The sequence below is a fragment of the Flagellimonas algicola genome (assembly GCF_005937185.1).
GTDB classification, from domain to species: domain Bacteria; phylum Bacteroidota; class Bacteroidia; order Flavobacteriales; family Flavobacteriaceae; genus Flagellimonas; species Flagellimonas algicola.
Genome location: NZ_VCNI01000001.1, coordinates 1,348,929 through 1,370,029, shown reverse-complemented (window position 1 = coordinate 1,370,029; position 21,101 = coordinate 1,348,929). Strand labels below are relative to the sequence as shown.

The window sequence follows — 21,101 nt, the reverse complement described above, 5'->3', positions numbered from 1 at the left end:
TTAAGGGGTATTATCCTATTAAAATCTTTAGGATTTCAATAGCGGCATTGCTGATTTTGGTACCGGGTCCAAACACCGCTACGGCCCCATGTTCCATTAGGTGGTTGTAATCTTGTTTGGGGATAACCCCACCTACGATGACCATGATGTCTTCCCGACCATGATTTTTAAGTTCTTTGACCACTTCTGGCACCAAGGTTTTATGACCTCCGGCCAAGGAGGAAATTCCTAGGACGTGCACATCGTTTTCAACGGCCTGTTTGGCAACTTCAGCAGGTGTTTGGAAAAGGGGGCCAATGTCCACATCAAAACCAAGGTCTGCATAACCCGTGGCAACCACTTTGGCACCGCGATCATGGCCATCCTGACCCATTTTGGCTACCATGATTCTTGGTCTACGACCTTCTTCCAACGCAAAGTCATCGGCCATTTGCTTGGCCTTCTCAAAGCTTGTATCGTTTTTGATTTCCTTGGAATACACGCCTGTAAAAGATTGGATTTTTGCTCTGTATCGCCCAAAGGCCTTTTCCATGGCATCACTAATTTCTCCCAAGGTGGCCCTTGCTTTGGCGGCTTCTACGGCTAAAGCTAGCAAATTTTCACGATCACTTTCATTTTGCATGGCTTTTTCAGCCGCCATTGAAATACGCTCTAAAGCAAATTTTACCTCTTCTTCTTTTCGTGTTGACCGTAGTTGCTGCAATTGGGTAAGCTGTTGTTTCCTTACCTTATCATTGTCCACTTCCAAAATTTGGAGGTCGTCTTCATTCTCGAGCTGATATTTATTCACTCCAATGATCACATCTTGACCGCTATCTATTCGAGCCTGTTTTTTAGCAGCTGCTTCCTCAATCCGCATTTTGGGTATCCCCGCTTCTATAGCCTTGGTCATACCGCCTAATGTTTCCACTTCCTGTATCAGTTCCCAGGCTTCCAATGCAATTTCATGGGTCAACTTTTCAACCACAAGGCTTCCAGCCCAGGGATCTACCGTTTTGGTGATATGCGTTTCCTGCTGTAGATATATCTGGGTGTTTCTGGCTATCCTTGCTGAAAAATCAGTGGGCAGCGCAATGGCTTCATCCAAGGCATTGGTATGTAGACTTTGGGTGCCTCCAAATGCCGCCGCCATGGCCTCAATGGTGGTACGCGCAACATTGTTGAAAGGATCTTGCTCGGTCAAACTCCAGCCACTGGTCTGACTATGGGTTCGAAGCATCAAGGATTTTTCATTTTTCGGATTAAAATCCTTGACCAATTCAGCCCAAAGCATGCGTCCAGCCCTCATTTTGGCGATTTCAGTGAAATGGTTCATCCCAATTCCCCAAAAAAAGGACAATCGTGGGGCAAAATCATCGATTTTTAGCCCAGCCTTTATTCCAGTCCGGATATACTCGATACCATCAGATAAGGTGTATGCCAACTCCATGGCCGCTGGAGCTCCCGCCTCGTGCATATGATACCCGGAAATACTAATACTGTTAAATCGGGGCATGTTTTGACTGGTGAACTCAAAAATATCGGCAACCAATTGCATGGAAGGAGCAGGTGGGTAGATATAGGTGTTCCGCACCATGAACTCCTTGAGAATATCATTTTGGATAGTCCCGGAAAGCTGCTCCATGGATACTCCCTGTTCCAGTGCCGCGACAATATAAAACGCCATAATAGGAATAACGGCCCCGTTCATGGTCATGGATACGGACATTTTGTCCAAGGGAATTCCATCAAACAGCACCTTCATATCTTCAACGCTGTCAATGGCCACTCCGGCCTTACCTACATCCCCTACCACACGCTCGTTATCACTATCATAACCTCGGTGGGTGGGAAGGTCAAACGCTACCGAAAGCCCTTTTTGACCTGCTTCCAAATTCCTTCGGTAAAAAGCATTACTCTCCTCGGCTGTGGAGAATCCAGCGTATTGACGAATGGTCCAGGGCCTGCGTACGTACATGGTAGAGTATGGCCCCCGAAGAAAGGGAGGGATGCCCGCCGCAAAATCTAAATTCTGTTGGGGATCTGTATTGGTATTTGGATATTTTACATCCGCTAATTCAAGTTGGGAAACGTCTTTTCTACTCATCGTCCAATCGTTTTATTTCCATCTGTTCCGCTAGACGTCTAGCTATAATCGGCTCAATCAACGTCTTACGGGCATGGGTTTTTACAAACGGGTAAAGCTCCATATCCACCTTCATTCTGTCTTGGGGATTTTGGAATTTATTGGTCCCTAAAAGAACGATGTTCCCGTCGTCGAACAAGCCTTGTTCCTTGTCGGCACTTTCCTTGATTTTTCGCTGTATGTTGCCCTTTTTTAATTCATTTAAAAATCCCCCTGAACTTTCAATTTGTTTGAACAATGCCAAGGCTTTTTCTGCAAGCTGTTGGGTAAGCGACTCTACATAATAGGCGCCACCTGCCGCTTTGGCCCCTTCACCAAAATAGCTTTCATCCTTTAAAAGCAGGAGTTGATTCCTTGCTATTCTGTCCCCAAATTCATTGTCCTTATGGTAAATGGCATCGTAGGCTTGGTTAAGTATGGTATCCGCGCCACCCAAGACAGCAGACATACATTCGGATGTGCTACGAAGCATATTTACATTGTAATCGTACAGGGTTTTATTGCGTTGGGTGGGAAAAGCCAAAATATGACAATCTGAGGATATGCCGTACGTTTGGGCCAGCGTCTGCCACAACCATCGGAGAGCTCTTAATTTGGCAATTTCGAAGAAGTAGTTGCTTCCCACAGATACTTTAAAAGTGATGGGAAGTGATTCGCTTGATGAAGTTGAAGTGGTATTGGAAAAATGATTGAGATACTCGTTGGCATGGGCAAGGCCATAGGCCAATTGCTGAACCATGTTCGCTCCTGAATTTTGATAATGGGAAATGGCTACACTTAAAACACAACAGTTTTTATAATTGGACACCATGGCATAGACCTCTTCCAGCAGTTGGTGGTCCTTTTCCAAATTTTGGTACCAATTTCCGGTTTTCCCCAAATGACCAATGAGGTCTATGTGAAAGTAAACGGAGCTGGATTTTCCCTTCAGAAATTCCAGGAATTCCTGTATGACATTTTTATCAAGGGTTTCAAAGTTTAAATGCAACGGATGTTCTGATAAATCAATGCCTTGAAACAATGTGGCTACATCCAAATCCTGACCTGGAATGGTGAAAACAAGGCTTTCGGCACCACGTTCCAAGCTGTCTATCGCTTTTTTGTTGGCCAAAGAAAAATTTCCAGCGTAAATGGGCTGCCCAATCTTCCATTCCGATGGTACTATTGGTTGAAACGATTTTAGGTTTTCCAGGTCTTCCGAATGGTAATAAGGTTTAACCTTGATACCCTCCAAGGATTCCCAAACCAAGGTTTCATTATAATCTGCCCCTTTAAGATCATACTGGATTTTTTGCTTCCACTGTTTGGAAGACACTTGGGGGAATTCATCAAATAAACTGGGACTATTCATTTTTTTTGATCTTAAGACTATCCTCGTATTCAATAAGAAAAATTTCCTCGTTTTCTTTCTTCATATAGTATTTTTCCCGAGCAAATTTTTCCAGTTCTTCATTGTCGGAGAGCTTGTCCAGGATTTGCTTGTCATGTTCAATTTCCCCTTCCAAAAACTCCCTTTGCTTTTCCAATTTTTTGATTTCCTGATTCAATTCCCGATGAATTAATAAGGAGTTGGCATCAAAGAAAATCATCCAGATGGCAAATGCTGTCAGCACCAGAACATAAATGTTCCGCATAAATTTGAACCACTTCTTGTTGTACAGATCACGAATCAGCATATTAGCCTAACCTTTCATTAATTATAGTTCGAACCATGTCTACCGCTACCGTATTGTAGTGGTTGTTGGGGATGATGATGTCCGCAAACTCCTTGGAAGGCTCAATAAACTGCTGGTGCATAGGTTTTACCGCCGTTTGGTAACGCGTCAGAACCTTGTCCAGATCATGTCCTCGCTCTCTTATATCCCGTTGTAATCTCCGAATCAGACGCTCATCGGAATCGGCATGGACGTAGATTTTGATATCAAACATTTCTCGGAGCAATGGATTGCTCAATACCAAAATGCCTTCCACAATCATCACCTTTCTTGGATGGGTCAAAATGGTATCTTCCAAACGGGTTTCCTCCACAAACGAATAAATGGGTTTGTCGATGGATTTGCCCTCCCTTAGTTGCTTCAAGTGGGAAATCAACAATTCAAAATCTATAGAGTTGGGGTGATCAAAGTTGATTTGACCGCGTTCTTTCTTGGTCAAATGGGAAAGGTCATTATAGTAGGAATCCTGTGAAATAACACCCACCTCGTTATCGGGCAGTTCTTCAACAATTTGATTGACCACTGTGGTTTTACCACAACCGGTGCCTCCGGCAATTCCCAAGATCAGCATAATGATAATTTTAACCCCAAAAGTAAGCATTTGATACGTTTTTCAATCTGCCATTGCAACTGCATAGTTAGCCCCTTTTTGCCATTCCATGAATGATTATTGTCATGATTCCAGAAAGGAATTAACCATAGCTTTGCCTTGGAATACCGCTTTAATCTTATATTTATATTGACAACCCATGAGCACATTCTTTATGGACAATTCCTTTACTGTCAAGGTCGATGGAGACCTTGAATTTCAATTATCCAAAGACGATATTTCTTCTATGGATTCCCTAAAAACGGGGGATGGCACTTTTCATATTTTGAAGGATGGCATCTCTTATCATATCCAGATTCCTGAGACTAATGGCAATCGGCGACTGTATACCGTCAAGGTGAATGGCACTGAGTATCAAGCGGAAATTCAAACCCCATTGGACAAGCTTATCCAAAAAATGGGATTTGCTTCCAACGGTGCCAAAAGTATCAACTCCATAGCTGCACCCATGCCCGGATTGATATTGGATATTTCAATTGAAGAAGGCCAGGAAGTGGCTGAGGACGACCAGTTGGTAGTTTTGGAAGCCATGAAAATGGAAAACATTATTACATCGCCCAGAAAAGGGGTCATCAAAAAAATTGCTATTAAAGTTGGGGAAGCTGTGGATAAACAGCAACTGCTTGTAGAATTTGAATAAGTCATAACATGAAAAAAATATTAGTTGCCAATCGCGGTGAGATTGCCCTTAGGGTAATGCGAACCGCTAAAAAAATGGGAATACGCACCGTGGCGGTCTTTTCTACAGCTGATAGAAATGCGCCTCATGTGAGGTTTGCTGATGAGGCTGTTTGTATAGGGGAAGCACCTTCCAACCAATCCTATTTACGGGGAGATAAAATCATCGCTGTGGCCAAAGAGCGTGATGTGGATGGAATACATCCGGGATATGGGTTCCTAAGTGAAAATGCAGATTTTGCAGAGGCTGTAGAACAAAATGGAATTACGTTTATCGGCCCAAAATCAAAAGCAATTCGAATCATGGGAAGCAAACTTGCCGCCAAGGAAGCGGTCAAGGCCTATAATATTCCAATGGTTCCGGGTATTGATGAAGCCATTACCGATGTGGCAAAGGCCCATGAAATTGCTAATGAAATTGGATATCCGGTATTGATCAAGGCTTCTGCTGGTGGTGGAGGTAAAGGAATGCGTATCATAGAAAAAGAAGAAGACTTGGAATCAGGAATGGAAAGGGCCATTAGTGAGGCCACTTCTGCTTTTGGTGACGGTTCTGTTTTTGTGGAGAAATATGTCACGTCTCCGCGCCATATCGAAATTCAGGTTATGGCGGACACCCATGGAAATGTGCTGCATTTCTTTGAACGGGAATGTAGTATTCAAAGACGGCACCAAAAGGTTGTGGAAGAAGCCCCGTCATCCATTTTGACCCCAGAACTTAGGGAGGCTATGGGCGTGGCGGCCACCAAAGTGGCAAAAGCATGTGATTATATTGGCGCTGGTACCGTGGAATTTTTAATGGATGCCGACCTTAATTTCTATTTCTTGGAAATGAACACCCGATTGCAAGTGGAGCATCCGGTTACCGAGCTCATTTCGGGAGTTGACCTTGTGGAGCTGCAGATAAAAGTGGCTAGGGGAGAAGCATTGCCCTTGAAACAGGAGGATTTAAAAATTCATGGACACGCTATGGAACTAAGGGTTTACGCCGAAGACCCCCTAAACGATTTCTTGCCCAGTGTGGGAACACTGGAAACCTATCAATTGCCGTTTGGTGAGGGCATTCGGGTAGACAACGGTTTTGAAGAAGGAATGGATATTCCCATTTACTACGACCCTATGCTCTCCAAGCTCATTACCTATGGAAAAACCAGGGAGGAATCCATAGAACTGATGCTGGAAGCCATACGGGATTATAAAGTGCAGGGTGTGCAAACCACCCTACCTTTTGGTGCCTTTGTTATGGAGCATGAGGCATTCCGCTCTGGGAATTTTGATACTCATTTTGTAAAAGACCATTATTCGCCAGAGTTGATTTTGGAACAAAAATCCAAAGAAGCGGAAATGGCTGCGATAATGGCTTTACGCCAATTTTTAGATGATCAAAAAATTGTTCAACTACCTACAAACTAATGCATATGGATTCCAAAATAAAAACGCTTAACGAAAAGCTGGCCGAAGCCCATTTAGGCGGCGGGGAAAAACGTATAGAAAAACAACATCAAAAGAAAAAACTAACCGCGAGGGAGCGAATCCATTACTTGCTTGACGAAGGCTCATTTGAGGAGATGGGCATTTTGGTCACGCATCGGACTACTGATTTTGGCATGGACAAGGAGCAATATTATGGCGATGGGGTGGTCACTGGATATGGAACCGTTCACGGCAGATTGGTCTATGTATATGCCCAGGATTTTACGGTTTTTGGTGGGGCCTTGTCTGAGACCCATGCGGAGAAAATCTGTAAGGTGATGGATTTGGCTATGAAGGTAGGTGCTCCCATTATCGGTTTAAACGATTCTGGAGGTGCGAGAATCCAGGAGGGGGTACGGTCTTTGGGAGGCTATGCGGATATTTTCTATAGAAATGTCCAAGCTTCAGGAGTTATACCTCAAATTTCGGCAGTGATGGGCCCCTGTGCGGGAGGTGCGGTGTATTCGCCGGCCATGACAGATTTTATTGTAATGGTGGAAGAAACCAGCTATATGTTTGTTACCGGACCAAACGTGGTTAAAACTGTGACCAATGAGGAAGTAACTTCGGAAGAATTGGGTGGGGCCACTACCCATGCGGTTAAATCCGGGGTGGCGCATAAGACGTCGACCAATGATGCATCTTGTTTGGACGATATAAGAAAACTGTTGGAGTATCTACCTCAAAACAACAAGGAAACTGCAGCGAAGCTGGATTGCGAGCTTGGGGAAGAATTGAGAGAGGAACTCTCAAATATTGTTCCTGACAACCCAAACAAACCTTGTGATATGCACGATGTGATCAATGGTATTATTGACCACGATTCGTTCTATGAAATCCATAAGGATTATGCAGAAAACATTATTGTTGGCTTTGCTAGGCTAGGGGGCAGGAGTATTGGAATTATTGCCAATCAACCTATGTTTTTGGCTGGAGTTCTTGGCGTAAAAAGTTCCAGAAAAGCTGCCCGTTTTACCCGTTTTTGTGATGCCTTTAATATTCCATTGTTGGTTTTGGTGGATGTTCCTGGATTTTTACCGGGCACGGATCAGGAATGGTCAGGAATTATCATGCACGGTGCCAAGCTTCTCTATGCGTTAAGTGAGGCAACTGTGCCGCGGGTTACCGTGATTACTCGTAAGGCATACGGCGGAGCCTATGATGTGATGAACTCCAAACACATTGGGGCTGATTTTAACTTTGCATGGCCCACTGCCGAAATTGCAGTAATGGGTGCCAAGGGCGCCAGTGAGATAATTTTTAGAAGGGAAATTGCCGCAGCTGAAGACCCAGAGGCCAAATTAAAGGAGAAAGAAGTGGAATATGCGGACAAGTTTGCAAACCCATATAGAGCGGCTCGCCGAGGATTCATTGATGAAATAATCCTGCCCAAAAATACTAGAAGAAAATTGTTGAAAGCTTATGCAATGCTTGAGAAAAAGGAAGTAGCTGCCCCAAAAAAGAAGCATGGCAATATTCCGCTGTAATCCATATGCGCTTTATGTCTCGACTGCCTGTCTGTCTGCAGACACGGCGCTCGACCTGACATGGAAATAATTTCGAGTCACCTCAATAAAACCGTTTTACCCGTTTTTACAGATTCATCCGCGGCCAATACAATTTTTAAGCTATTTACCGCATCATTCAAATGGTTGGTAAGGTCACGGTTGTTTGCGATGGCATCCAACAGGTATTCTTGTTCCAGAAGACAAAGTTGGTCATGGTCAGGTTCATTCGCAGTGTTTACTATCTCGTCTTTTTTGGCAAAGTGACCATCCTCGTCCAAAGTACTGTGGTGTAGTTTTAAACTACCTGTTTTTGTATGCCCCTCAATATCCTCAGAGGCTCCCTTGTCTGCATCACTGATGGAAACACAACCCTTTGGCCCAATCACATCCTTGATAAAAAAGGCATTCTCGCTCATCATAGGTCCCCAACCTGCTTCATACCATCCTACGGAACCATCTTCAAATCGGACTTGCAATTGTCCGTAATTGTACATTTGGGTATCAACTTCATCGGATAAACGAGCGCCAATTGCGGAAACACTTATGGGATTGGAGCGGGTCATGGAGCACATGATATCCACGTAATGCACACCACAGTCCACAATGGGGGACATGGATTGCATCAATTGCTTATGGGTGTACCATTGCTCCCCAGCACTTTGCTGATTTAGGTTCATCCGCATCACCAATGGTTTACCCAAGGTTTGCGCCATTTGGACAAATTGGGTCCAGGTAGGATGAACACGAAGAATGTACCCAACTACCATCTTCTTCTTTTGCTTTTGAGCCAGTTCCACCAAACTCTGGGCCTCTTTCACCGTAAGGGCAAGGGGCTTTTCCACAAATACATGGGCGTCGCCTTGCAACGCCTTCTTCACGTAATTAAAATGGGTGTCGGGATAGGTATTGATGGAGACCACATCCGGTTTTGTCTGTTCTAGGGCCTGGTCATAATCGGAAAATGTTGGGATTCCGTTTAATTCTTGGGACAGCCGTTCCCGGCTTTTGGCACCACGACTAACCAATCCAACGATTTCAAATCCTTCCAATTTATGATAGGCTCGGGCATGGGAGGTTCCCATGTTACCGCAGCCCACTACCAATGTTTTTAATATATCCATCAACCTGTAGTTTAAATCAAATATAGGCATTAGCACACTGTTTTTGGAACCGCACGCGCCGACTAAGTGTTAGATTTTGGTTTGAACAACCAAGGATTGTGAAACCATAACTTTTGACTATAAACCATAACATTAATACTATCATAATTACTTCATTGGTTTCTTGAGGTTGCCTAATTTTGCCAAATGCAAAAAGAGACGCAAAAACCCAACTTCGAATTTATTGCCTTAATGGCCGCATTGATGTCTATTGTGGCCTTGGCCATAGACGCCCTTTTACCTGCGATTTCAAATATTGGGGAGGCCATACACAGCTATAGTTCAACAGATAACCAGCTGTTGGTGACCATGATTTTTTTAGGCCTTGGTGTGGGACAGTTAATTTTTGGTCCCCTCTCGGATTGCTATGGTAGAAAACCTGTGGTTTATTTGGGATTTGTTTTGTTTGCTATTGCCAGTGTAATCTGCGTTTGGGCCCCATCTTTGGAGGTAATGGTTTTGGGTAGAATTTTGCAGGGTATAGGATTATCAGCGCCAAGAACTTTGGCCATTTCTATCATTAGAGATACGTATAAAGGGGATTACATGGCCAAGATAATGTCATTTGTAGTCGCATTTTTTATTCTGATTCCGGTGATAGCACCGGCCATAGGAAAGCTCATTTTGGACGCTTTTGGATGGGAAGCTATTTTTTACATTCAGCTCTTTTTTGCCCTTGTGGTGGCCCTATGGTTTTGGAAAAGGCAACCGGAAACCCTAAAACCGGAATACAAGATTCCGTTCACTCGTCATGTATTTGTAGATGGAGTTAGGGAGTTTTTCAAGTATAGGGATACTGTGATTTTTACGTTTATTTCAGGTTTGGTGACTGGGGCATTCCTGGTGTACTTAAGTTCTTCCCAGCACATTTTTGAGAATCAATACGACCTTAAGGAGGCCTTTCCGTACATATTTGCTGGTTTGGCGATTTCCATTGGCTTGTCAACTTTTATGAACGGAACACTTGTAATGCGTTATGGAATGCGAAAACTTTCGGTGTTGGCACTTTCTGTGTTCTGTGGAATTGCCATTCTTTACGTGTTGCTATTTTGGGGAACACCCAACCCAAACATTTATGTTTTGGTTGGATTCCTTTCCATTCAGTTTTTCTGCCTTGGTTTTATGTGGGGAAATTATCGCTCCATCGCTATGGAACCCATTGGGCATATAGCTGGGATTGGTGCTGCCATAAATGGTTTTGTGTCTACCTTGTTGGCCATACCAATTGCCACTTTTATCGGAGACTTTATTGCTGAAAGTGTTTGGCCTCTTTTCGCTGGATTGGCCATTTGTGGAATAGCATCCTTGCTTTTAGTCCTTTCCACCAGAAAAGGCAGCCGGGTGGCATTGACCAACTAGGCCTGCGGGTAGAAAATTTCACCACTGCAGGAATCTATTTTTGCCCCTGTTACGGAGCTCAACACATTGGTTTTGCCCTGTTCTTTAAGAACACTCATTAAGGCAAAAACGAGTGCTTCCTTATAGGCAATGAGGGTTGCGGATGGCGCACTGACTTCTATGGTTGGCCCCAATTTTACTTGCAGCGTTTCTTTAAAGAAACCATTTAGCGCTCCCCCTCCGGTAACCAGCATTTTTTGGGTTGGTCCAGAGGCATGTTTCTGTGCTTCCAAAGCAATTTGTTCGCAATTGTGATGGATGAAGGTGTGAAGCAAATCGGCTTGGCTTGCCTTTGAAGATTCAATTAGGGGAACAATTTCTTCAGTGAACCATTCATAACCAGTGGATTTGGGATAGGGTAGTTGGTAATAGGACAATGCGTTGAGTTGCTCCAATAGCTGATTATCCAAGTGTCCAGATCGGGCCAATCTCCCATCTTCATCATAAGCCATTTCCAGCTTTGCGGTGATAAAGTTCAAGGGCATGTTGGCCAGACCAATATCATAGGCAATTCTTTGACCATCTTTTTCAAAAGACATATTGCTGATTCCTCCCAGATTAAGGCAAAAATCATATTCGTGAAACAGCAATCGGTCCCCTATGGGAACCAGCGGAGCACCCTGACCACCTAGAGAAACATCCTTGGTCCTGAAATCACAGATGACCTTCTTTTTTGAGTTATTGGCCAGCAACTGGCCATCTCCCAACTGGAAGGTGTAACCTTCATCAGGTCTATGGTGCGAGGTATGTCCATGACTTGCTATAAAATCAACATTCAAATTTTTTTCAGTAATGAACTTCAAGGCCTGTTCTCCCAACCAAACGCCATAATCCTTATGTAACTGCTCATGATCTTGTTCGGAAAGATGTATAGCATCCTTTAGTTGGTCTCGTAATTGAGGGCCATAGGAAACATCTTTTGTATTTTCCAATGAAAATTCCCATCCCTTCGCACCTTCCCATAAATGGCAAAAGGCTAAATCCAACCCATCTAGGGAAGTGCCCGACATTAAACCTAAAACCTGATACTTTTTCATATAGATGGTTTTAATTAACTGTGAGAAGCTGATTTCATCTGAAATGGAAGCTTTCCTTTGGCTTCAAATTTATCTTGGAAATGTTCAAAGGCCACTTCTTGGAATACTCTAAAATCTTGATAGGCGATGACTAGGTTCGAATTTGCTTCCGATTCGAGGATGTTGCATACATAAGGATTCCCGAACAGATAGATCAAGACATTTTTCTGTGCAATTAATTTGCGGATAAATTCCAGTATCGCAGTTTCAAATCCAAACACCCCCTTAGGTTTAACAGCTGGTGGAAACAATGCCAAAACCACATTTTCATTGGAAGCAACCAATTGCGTTATGTCCGTTAAGTTTTCAGATTTCACTTGATGGTGTTGTCTTTCCAAAGTGTTTTCAACGGATTTGGAAAACAAATTTTCAACAGGGCTACCAATAGAAAGGTTGAGAAATTGACCTGCTTTTAGCTTCTGGATTGTCGCTTCATCTCCATAGCATTCCGTCAACGAGAAATGTGCCAATTTTCGATTCAGCTCCTCGAACTCCATGGGATTTGATGCCTGTTTGGAACCGTTGCTCAAAAATGCTTTTTCCTTCAGTTGCCATACCCTTCTGAAGCTTTCTTCTATGCGTTCCGCGGTAGCAGCGTTCAATATTTCAGCTATACCCTCCGTTGGATTTTCGGTAAAACACATCATATCCATTCCAGCCTTGAATGCGGCGGCTTCCAAGGTTCCCTTTTCGGTATAATGTTTGGAAACGGCATGCATGTTCAATGCATCAGAAATGATCACTCCATTAAATCCCAATTCGTTTCGGAGAAGTTCTGTGATTATGGGATACGAAGTTGTGGACGGATTTCCCGATTCATCCAACGATGGTATCGATAAGTGTCCCACCATGACCGAATCAACACCTTCTTGAATGTGCTTTTTAAAAGGGAAAAGCTCATTTTCCATCAGGGTTTCCTTGGATTTGTCTATGACCGGAAGTCCCAAATGGGAATCCGTTGCGGTATCCCCATGCCCTGGAAAGTGTTTAACGGAATTTAGAACCCCAACGCTGGACATTCCTTGGATATAGGCTAAAGATTTGGAAGTAACTGTAACCCTATCATCACCAAAGGATCGATACCCTATGACCGGATTTTCTGGATTGTTGTTAATGTCGACCACGGGGGAGAGGTTCCAATGCACACCAGCATTTAGACAATCCAAACCAATATGCTTTCCAACATCAAACAGCAATTTAGGCTGTTCCTGAATAGCCCCCAAGGTAATGGCATACGGATATTGTGGTGTGTTTTCGATACGCATGGCTAACCCCCATTCGGCATCTATGGCAATAAGCAGAGGAATATTTGCTGCTTTTTGATACCGCTCGATAAGCTGCAGTAAACGATCGTAACTTTTCTCGTTGTGAACTACTTTCTTTTTGCCTTCAAAATTGGTCGCAGCACTGGCCCTGCTATGGAAGAAACATATGGCACCAATGTCCAGCGTATTGATTAAATACTCCAATTTTTGAACCTCCTCTTCGGTATCATTTATAAATGCCGCAGGCATAAACAATTGACCCACTTTTTGCTTTAAGGTGAGCTGGTTTTTGGCTTCTTCGTATTTGGGTAGTAGATCATTCATGGGATATGGCACTTTTCTTTCCGTAATCGGCAGGGTATTTTAAAAATTTGAGCAACAAAAATGCGGGTAAGGCTGCAATGACAACCCAAACAAAGAATCCATCATAGCCCAGCCATTCTTGGATATAACCGCTCAACATTCCGGGAAGCATCATTCCCAAGGCCATAAAACCGGTTGCTATGGCATAGTGGGAGGTTTTGGAAGCTCCTTCGGCAATATAGATGAGATAAATCAAAAAAGCAGCGAACCCAAATCCGTAACCAAATTGCTCCACCACAACGGTTCCCACCACAGCAACCAGACTGGAAGTTTTGGTAATCGCCAATAGGGCGTATAGGATATTTGGCAGGTTTAGGGATAATAACATGGGTAGCATCCATTTTTTCAATCCATCCCTAGAAATTAATATTCCCCCAATAATACCGCCCAAAGAAAGCATAATGACCCCCACTGTTCCATAAATGGTTCCTACGGCCTCTGTGGAATAAGCCAATCCACCGACTTCTTTTTCATCCAAAAGAAAAGGGGAGGCCATTTTTACCAATTGCGATTCTCCCAACCGATAGGTTAGTATAAACAACAAGGCGATGCCAATCTGTTTTTTTCTAAAAAAGGAAGCAAATACTTCCCAAAAGTTATTAGGCTTGTCCGAGTTTTGGTTGGGAGCTATTTCAAACTTGGGCGTAGCAAAGAAATTGGAAATGGTGAGAACAAGCATGAGAACGGCTGCGCAGATCATGGTGAGCGACCAGGCTTTGGTGTTATCCCCATATCGGTTTTCCAGAAAGCCTGCAAAAATGACCAGTAGCCCTTGCCCTGTCACCATGGCCAAACGGTAAAACGTACTTCGCATCCCGATAAAAAAGGACTGTTTTTTTTGGGTCAGACCTATCATATAATATCCGTCCGAAGCAATATCGTTGGTCGCCGAAGCAAAGGCGGCCATCCAGAAAAACGCAAGGGTAATCATAAAGAAAGATTGGGTTGGAAGCGATAGCCCAATTCCCAAAAATGCCAAGGAAACAAGCAGTTGCATGGCCAAAAACCATTTTCGTTTGGTACCATTTAAATCCACAAAGGGACTCCAAATGGGTTTCAAAACCCATGGTAAATAGAGCCAGCTGGTGTACAAACCAATTTCTGCATTCCCAATCCCCAATCGTTTGTACATTATTACTGAAACCGTGACAATTAGGATATAGGGAATTCCTTGGGTAAAATAGAGAATAGGTACCCAGACCCAGGCTCTTTTGTCTTTCTTTGCGATGCTCATCTACGTTAACTTCATTAGATTTTGACTTTATGGTGTTTGAATCAATACAACCTCACTTTCATTTCCATAAGCATCTGTTATGGTAATGCCTATAGGATTTCTTAAGTTTTTTACTTCCAAACATATACTTTGTTCCCTTTCGGATAAATACTTTTTCTGGCTCAGGATAGAATCCTCCCTTTCAAAACCACTTTTTGAACGATAGAGATTAAGGAATCTTGGTATGGAGTCATTGTGCGAAATGCAAAGTTCCAAGGTCTTGTTGTGCCTTTTGTAGGATGCCAGGGATGGTTGGACAATCTCCCTATTGGTTTTGATCAACCCAACCGGATTGTGAGAGGGTGATGGATAAAATTTACGCTTTAGGGTGTTTACGACCCTATCATGTTTGCCCATCAAAGATTTGGCACTAAAAAAAATGTTGCCATCAATTTTATCTTGATTTCGGGCTAGGATAAGTTGTTTGGGGATTTCGTTTCTGCGTTTCCAAGCTTTATCCGCATTATTTTTGATTTTGTAAGTACCATTTCCAATATACAAATTGGAGCCCTTTGAATTATTGGCCCACCACTGGGTAATAATTCGATGTGATGCAAGGGAATAGTCCATACTCCAATACACTTGTGGAGCCAAATAATCCAGCCAACCCTGGTCAGTCCAAAGAAGTGGGTCGGCATAAAGATCTTCATAAGTAGTCTGTCCCGCTTTGGTGTCCGAACCCTTAGGATCAGTATCCTTGTTTTTCCATACACCAAAAGGACTAATTCCAAATTGTACCCAGGATTTGTGCTTTTTTATGGTGGTATGGACATTCTTAACCAGAGAATCCACATTGCTTCGTCTCCAGTCTTCTAGAGATTGATTGGGCAGGCCATATTTTTTGTAGGTGATGGAATCGTTGAAGACTTCTCCTTTGATTTTGTAGGGATAGAAATAGTCGTCAAAATGAATGGCATCCACTTGGTAGTTTCGAACCAACTCGTTAATAATTGTATTAAATTTCTCCCGTACTTTGGGTAGGCCAGGATTGTAGTAATACTTCTTGCCGTACTTCACCATCCATTCAGGATGTTGATAAAAATCGTGCTGATCGGAAAGTGAAAGAGTGTCTAAATCAACGGTTGCACGATAGGGATTCAACCAAGCGTGAAATTCCATGCCCCGTTTGTGTGTTTCCCCAATCATCCAGTGCAAAGGGTCGTCAAATTCCTTTGGAGGCTTACCTTGTTCCCCTGTTAAATATTTGGACCAGGGGGAAAGTTGGGAGGGATAAAAAGCATCTCCAGCTGTCCGAATCTGAACAATGGCGGCATTAAAATTGAGGTTTTGGTAGAAATCCAAAATACGAATAAAATCCGCTTTCTTTTTGGCTGTATTATCATTGGGGTTTTTGGGCCAGTCAATGTTGGCTACCGTTGCGATCCAAACCCCTCTAAATTCAGTTTTAGGGGTGGGTGTTGTGGTTCTGAATACAGAACAGGAAAAGAAAAGAACTGGGAAGATTAAATATGCAATGCTGCGCATGGATAAAGAAAAAGGCCTACTCTTCAATAAAAGTAGGCCTTTTTATACGGATTATTTGAAATTGTATCGTACAAATCCTTCCATGGCTTCGTACTCTGCCATTCCCAGTTGGTTGTATTTTCTTGCGGTATCCTTATTACGCTCTTCGGCTCTCATCCAGAATTCCCTGGAATCATCGCCCTGGAACATCACCCCATCTTTTTGCGATTGGTGACAGAATATGGCCAATCTTTTTCGGAGCACTTGATCCGGACTCATGGGCACGGCCATTTCAATTTCGTGCGTGTCCCATTCGTGCCAAGCGCCTCTGTACAGCCATACCCAGCAGTCGTCCATATAGGATTCCTCCTTTAACTCTTCCAAGGCAGCAAACAAGGCATCCAAACAGGTTTTGTGTGTACCATGCGGATCAGCCAAATCACCTGCCGCATAAATCTGATGCGGTTTAATATCCTTGATAAGATCCACCATGATTTTCACATCGGCATCCGAAAGGTCATTTTTCTTGATAGCTCCAGTTTCATAAAAAGGAAGATCTAAAAAGTGTACGTTGGCATCATCCAATCCGAAGTAACGGGTGGCTGCGAAAGATTCCCCTCTTCTAATGTTACCTTTGAGTTTTCGTATTTTAACCGGGTCAAAGTCAGCTTCTTTTTTAGCCTTTATGGAATCGATTATGCTTTGGGCTTCCTTTGAAGGATTGATGGATTTGGCGATTTCTGCAAATTTTAAAGCTTCGGTATCCGAAACGGCGATGTTTCCTGATGTTTGATAAGCAACATGAACATCATGCCCCTGTTGCACCAAACGATCAAAAGTTCCTCCCATAGAAATGACATCGTCATCTGGGTGGGGGCTAAAAATGATGACCCGTTTACTTTCCGGTTGTGCTCTTTCAGGTCTATTGGTATCATCAGCATTGGGTTTACCTCCCGGCCATCCAGTTATGGTATGCTGGAGTCGATTGAACATTTTAATATTTAGATCATACGATTCTTGGGAGGTTAGAAGACCTGACATTCCATTATCGTTATAATCCTTATCAGTCAAGCTCAGAATGGATTTTCCGGTTTGTCTGCATAACCATACTATGGCCTTGGCGGTCAATTGCTCGCTCCATGTAAGGGACTCATCCACCAGCCACGGGGTTTTATGCCGTGTAAGTTCACTAGCCGCTCCTTTATCCAAAACAAATGTACAGTTGCTATGTTCTTGAAGATAGGTAGCAGGTACTTGGGAGGAAATCTCACCTTCAACAGTTTTTTTGATGATATCTGCTTTATTAGGCCCCCATCCAAGTAATACGATCCTTTTGGCGCTCATTACTGTGGCGATTCCCATGGTAATGGCCCTTCTAGGAACATTGTCTATACCCAAGAATGCGGGTGCGGCGTCTACCCGGGTAATGTGATCTAGGGTAATAACCCGAGTTGCTGAATTGTGGTGAGAACCTGGCTCGTTAAATCCAATATGTCCTGTTCGGCCAATGCCCAAAAGCTGAAAATCCAGTCCGCCAGCTTCCTTTATTTTTCGTTCATAATCCAAACAGTGCTCAATGATGGCATCACCAGTAACCGTGCCGTTGGGGATATTGACGTTTTTGGGATCTATGTCAATATGATTGAACAAGTGCTCATGCATAAAGTAATGGTAGCTTTGTCTATTATCCTTTTCCATGGGTAGATATTCATCCAGGTTAAAAGAAATGACATTGGAAAAACTAAGTCCCTCATCTTGGTGCATTCGAACCAGTTCGCGGTAAACTCGAATGGGGGAGGAACCTGTGGCCAAACCAAGGATACAGGATTCACCCTTTGCCTGCTTTTCCTTAATCAAGTCCGCAATTTCCTTGGCAACCACGGCGGAGCCATCTGCAGAATTATCAAAGATGATGTTGTGAATTTTTTCAAAACGGGTTTCCTCAAATCGTCCTGCTGGTTTGAATGAGATATCCACTTTTCCGTTTTTTACTGTTACTGTTTCCATGAAACCTAATTTTCGATGTGCTTAGTTACTATTATTTGCTGGTTTTGAACTGCAAAAATAGAAAATAAAATCAAAAACTGCTGTTTTTTGCAAGTATTTTGCAATATTTTGCTTTTTTTAATCATTTGGCAACATTAAATTCGAATTAAACAGCATAAAATGGGATTGTTTTTTTTACTTTTGATCTTGAATTAATACGCTGCTTGCATGCTTAAAGAGGAAAGACAGCATAATATTTTAAATGAAGTGGAGCTTCATAACCGGGTTCTACTTACCGATTTGGCTGAAAAACTGGATGTTTCCATAGACACGGTTAGAAGGGATGTCAAGGAGTTGGATGGAGAAAACAAGTTGGTCAAAGTTCACGGCGGGGCGGTTTCCACGGGATTTGCAAACCACAGCCCCACCAGAAATAATGTTTACGCCCTGGAAGAAAAGATTGTGATTGCCCAAAAGGCCACTTCCTTTTTAAAAGAGAACAGCGTTATTTTAATTGATGGAGGCACAACTTGTCTGGAACTGGCAAGACTGCTCCCCGCCAACATCAACTTGACTTGTTTTACGCTTAGTCTTCCTGTGGCCATGGAATTATTGGGAAAGCCCAATGTGGAGACCATCTTCATTGGAGGGATGCTGTCCAAGGATTCGCAAATTGCCATCGGTTCCAATGCCATTCATAATCTATCCCAAATAAAAGTGGATTACAGTTTCATTGGAACAGGCTATGTGGATTCGGCTTTTGGACTGACAGAATTTGACTGGGATATTGTCCAAACCAAGAAAGCGGTAATCCAGGCTTCCAAGAAAACAGTGCTTTTATGCATTTCAGAAAAATTGAATTCGCAGCACCGGTTTAAAACCTGTGATTTAAATATGATCGATACCATGATCACCGAACTGGAACCTGAGCATCCATTGTTGGAAAGTTTTAAAAACCAAGACCTATACCTATTATAATATGACAGATTACATTAAAATTACCGAGCGTTCTTCCAACCATGATCATTTGGAAAAAATGTCCACCAATGAAATTTTAGAGGGAATCAACCAAGAAGATAAGCGAGTTGCAGAAGCTGTTGAGCAAGTGTTGCCCCAATTGGCTCAACTTATTGATGGTATTGTGGAACGTTTTGAGAATGGCGGACGTCTGTTTTATATCGGAGCCGGTACCAGTGGTCGGTTAGGAATCCTGGATGCTTCAGAAATTCCTCCCACCTTTGGGATGCCGCATGATCGGGTTATAGGTCTAATGGCTGGAGGCGATGTTGCGATCCGTAAATCTGTGGAGCATGCAGAGGATGATACGCAACAAGCTTGGAAAGATTTAATGGAATATGATATCAATGCCAATGATTCTCTAGTGGGCATTGCAGCTTCAGGAACCACCCCGTATGTTTTGGGAGGAATTGAAGATGCCAAAAAGCATGGCATTCTTACAGGTGGGATTACCAATAATCCGGGATCACCTTTGGCCCAATTGGCAGATGTACCCATCGAAATCAATGTGGGACCGGAATTTTTGACAGGGAGTACGCGAATGAAAAGTGGTACCAGCCAAAAACTAGCACTAAACATGATTTCCACTGCTTTGATGATTCGGGCAGGTAGGGTGAAAGGGAACAAAATGGTGAACATGCAGCTGAGCAACAATAAGTTGGTGGATCGTGGGACCCGTTACCTGGTGGAAGCGCTGGGAATGGATTATGACGAAGCGCAAAAAGCTTTGAAAGAGCATGGCTCAGTAAAGAATGCTATTGAAGCATTGAAATAGCGGGCACTATTTAGGATCCAAACGATAGATTCCCTTTCCTTCTATTCCAACGTAAATAAAACCGTCCGGGGCCTGTCTCACGTTTCGAACACGGCCCATGCCATCCAGTAATTTCTCTCGATAGACTACTTTGTCGTTTTCAATCACCAAACGTTCCAAATACTGAAAGGCCAAGGAACCCACTAGTAGATTTCCACGCCATTTGGGATATTGCTCTGAGGATACAAAAGTCATTCCGCTAGGGCCGATGGAGGGTGTCCATTGATATACTGGTTGTTCCATACCTGGTTTGGAGGTTTCATCCGTAATTTTTGTTCCACTATAGTTGATACCGTAGGTAATCACTGGCCAGCCATAGTTCTTGCCTTTTTGTACCAAGTTGATTTCGTCACCTCCCCGGGGACCGTGCTCATGTTCCCAAAGCTTGCCAGTATTGGGATGAAGCGTCAAACCTTGCGGGTTTCGATGTCCATAGCTGTAGATAGCAGTTTTCGCCCCTGACTTATCTGCAAAAGGATTGTCTTTGGGAATACTGCCGTCATCATGGATACGATAGATTTTTCCACCATCCCTTCGGATGCTTTGCGGGTTAACATCCCTGTTTCCACGATCGCCTACTGAAAAGTATAGGTATCCTTCCCGATCAAATTCCAATCGGGAGCCAAAATGCTGTCCCTTGGTGGTGTTGGGTTCGGCTTTATAAAGTAGTTGGTGGTCTTTTAGTTGATTGCCTGAAAGTTTTGCTCGCGAGATTGCAGTGTTGCCACCCTTGCCATTTCCTTCGGAAGAAGCATAGGAAAAATAAATCCAGCCATTTTCCCGAAAATTGGGATGAAGTTCAATATCCATAAAACCACCTTGTCCACGGACATAAACGTCAGGAATATTTGAAATTTGAGTGGTGTTTCCATCCTTATAATGGAACAACTTCCCTGATTTTTCAGTAACAAGAATTTCCCCATTTGGCAAAAATGCCATGCCCCAAGGGTTTTGAATGTCCTTAATTAGCAAATGTGTAGTAAAATCAATGCTTTCGGGAAGATTTATGCCCTTATCGGAATTTTGGGCACAAGATGTATTAAGCATTACAACGAATAAATAGGGAAGAATGGCACTTTTTTTCATAATTTAACGTTGAAATTATAGATTTTATAGATGAACTGCGACTTTCTGTAGTCGAAAGATAAAGAGAATATATAAGTTTAGACAATTACA

Annotated in this window: 17 protein-coding genes; 6 read left to right on the top strand and 11 right to left on the bottom strand. The window is 43.1% G+C overall.

What is annotated here, in order from left to right:
- Positions 1-10: 10 nt before the first annotated feature.
- Genes scpA through udk form a run of 4 tightly spaced genes read right to left on the bottom strand, consistent with a single transcriptional unit; the run spans position 11 to position 4,411 of the window.
- Complete coding sequence (gene scpA, locus FGG15_RS05915) at positions 11-2,086, bottom strand: methylmalonyl-CoA mutase (protein ID WP_138834188.1); 2,076 nt, start codon at positions 2,084-2,086, stop codon at positions 11-13.
- Positions 2,079-3,476: a methylmalonyl-CoA mutase subunit beta gene (locus tag FGG15_RS05910; protein WP_138834186.1), complete on the bottom strand. Its 1,398-nt coding sequence runs from the start codon at positions 3,474-3,476 to the stop codon at positions 2,079-2,081. Before FGG15_RS05910 ends, scpA begins: the two co-directional genes overlap by 8 nt.
- Positions 3,469-3,801 (bottom strand): FtsB family cell division protein, encoded by a 333-nt coding sequence (locus tag FGG15_RS05905; RefSeq protein WP_138834184.1) that lies wholly within the window; start codon positions 3,799-3,801, stop codon positions 3,469-3,471. Before FGG15_RS05905 ends, FGG15_RS05910 begins: the two co-directional genes overlap by 8 nt.
- Position 3,802: 1 nt before the next feature.
- Positions 3,803-4,411: a uridine kinase gene (udk, locus tag FGG15_RS05900; RefSeq protein ID WP_138835404.1), complete on the bottom strand. Its 609-nt coding sequence runs from the start codon at positions 4,409-4,411 to the stop codon at positions 3,803-3,805.
- Positions 4,412-4,589: 178 nt separating this feature from the next.
- Here udk and FGG15_RS05895 point away from each other — a divergent pair, with 178 nt between their 5' ends.
- The 3 genes from FGG15_RS05895 to FGG15_RS05885 are packed head-to-tail and all read left to right on the top strand — an operon-like array spanning position 4,590 to position 8,088.
- Complete coding sequence (locus tag FGG15_RS05895; RefSeq protein ID WP_138834181.1) at positions 4,590-5,090, top strand: acyl-CoA carboxylase biotin carboxyl carrier protein subunit; 501 nt, start codon at positions 4,590-4,592, stop codon at positions 5,088-5,090.
- A gap of 8 nt (positions 5,091-5,098) precedes the next feature.
- Positions 5,099-6,541, top strand: a complete 1,443-nt coding sequence (gene accC / locus FGG15_RS05890) for an acetyl-CoA carboxylase biotin carboxylase subunit (RefSeq protein ID WP_138834179.1) — start codon at positions 5,099-5,101, stop codon at positions 6,539-6,541.
- A gap of 5 nt (positions 6,542-6,546) precedes the next feature.
- A complete protein-coding gene (locus FGG15_RS05885) occupies positions 6,547-8,088 on the top strand; it encodes an acyl-CoA carboxylase subunit beta (protein WP_138834177.1) in 1,542 nt (513 codons plus the stop codon).
- Positions 8,089-8,165: 77 nt separating this feature from the next.
- Here the strand turns inward: FGG15_RS05885 and FGG15_RS05880 are convergent, their stop codons facing one another.
- Positions 8,166-9,230 carry a Gfo/Idh/MocA family protein gene (locus FGG15_RS05880; protein WP_138834175.1) on the bottom strand — a complete coding sequence of 355 codons (1,065 nt, stop codon included), beginning with the start codon at positions 9,228-9,230 and terminating at the stop codon, positions 8,166-8,168.
- 186 nt (positions 9,231-9,416) lie between these two features.
- On the opposite strand from FGG15_RS05880, the gene FGG15_RS05875 reads away from it, so the two are divergent.
- Complete coding sequence (locus FGG15_RS05875) at positions 9,417-10,628, top strand: multidrug effflux MFS transporter (protein WP_138834173.1); 1,212 nt, start codon at positions 9,417-9,419, stop codon at positions 10,626-10,628.
- Here the strand turns inward: FGG15_RS05875 and FGG15_RS05870 are convergent.
- From FGG15_RS05870 to nagB, 5 genes are read right to left on the bottom strand one after another with little or no spacing between them, the layout of a single operon-like run.
- Positions 10,625-11,704 (bottom strand): anhydro-N-acetylmuramic acid kinase, encoded by a 1,080-nt coding sequence (locus FGG15_RS05870; protein ID WP_138834171.1) that lies wholly within the window; start codon positions 11,702-11,704, stop codon positions 10,625-10,627. The genes FGG15_RS05875 and FGG15_RS05870 overlap by 4 nt on opposite strands.
- 14 nt (positions 11,705-11,718) lie before the next feature.
- Complete coding sequence (locus tag FGG15_RS05865) at positions 11,719-13,332, bottom strand: glycoside hydrolase family 3 protein (protein WP_138834169.1); 1,614 nt, start codon at positions 13,330-13,332, stop codon at positions 11,719-11,721.
- Positions 13,325-14,605, bottom strand: coding sequence for an MFS transporter (locus FGG15_RS05860; protein ID WP_138834166.1), 1,281 nt, complete (start codon positions 14,603-14,605; stop codon positions 13,325-13,327). The genes FGG15_RS05865 and FGG15_RS05860 overlap by 8 nt, the downstream gene beginning before the upstream one ends.
- A 27-nt stretch (positions 14,606-14,632) precedes the next feature.
- A complete protein-coding gene (locus FGG15_RS05855; RefSeq protein WP_138834164.1) occupies positions 14,633-16,129 on the bottom strand; it encodes a glycoside hydrolase family 10-like protein in 1,497 nt (498 codons plus the stop codon).
- A gap of 51 nt (positions 16,130-16,180) precedes the next feature.
- Positions 16,181-18,115 (bottom strand): glucosamine-6-phosphate deaminase, encoded by a 1,935-nt coding sequence (gene nagB / locus FGG15_RS05850; protein WP_138834162.1) that lies wholly within the window; start codon positions 18,113-18,115, stop codon positions 16,181-16,183.
- A gap of 207 nt (positions 18,116-18,322) precedes the next feature.
- On the opposite strand from nagB, the gene FGG15_RS05845 reads away from it, so the two are divergent.
- Together FGG15_RS05845 and murQ are read left to right on the top strand one after the other, a co-directional pair.
- Entirely contained in the window at positions 18,323-19,072 is a 750-nt protein-coding gene (locus FGG15_RS05845; RefSeq protein WP_138834160.1) for a DeoR/GlpR family DNA-binding transcription regulator, read from the top strand.
- A gap of 1 nt (position 19,073) precedes the next feature.
- Positions 19,074-19,886, top strand: a complete 813-nt coding sequence (murQ, locus tag FGG15_RS05840) for an N-acetylmuramic acid 6-phosphate etherase (protein WP_138834158.1) — start codon at positions 19,074-19,076, stop codon at positions 19,884-19,886.
- Between the two features lie 6 nt (positions 19,887-19,892).
- Here murQ and FGG15_RS05835 read toward each other — a convergent pair whose 3' ends face one another.
- Positions 19,893-21,011 carry a PQQ-dependent sugar dehydrogenase gene (locus tag FGG15_RS05835; protein WP_138834155.1) on the bottom strand — a complete coding sequence of 373 codons (1,119 nt, stop codon included), beginning with the start codon at positions 21,009-21,011 and terminating at the stop codon, positions 19,893-19,895.
- Positions 21,012-21,101 lie beyond the last annotated feature (90 nt).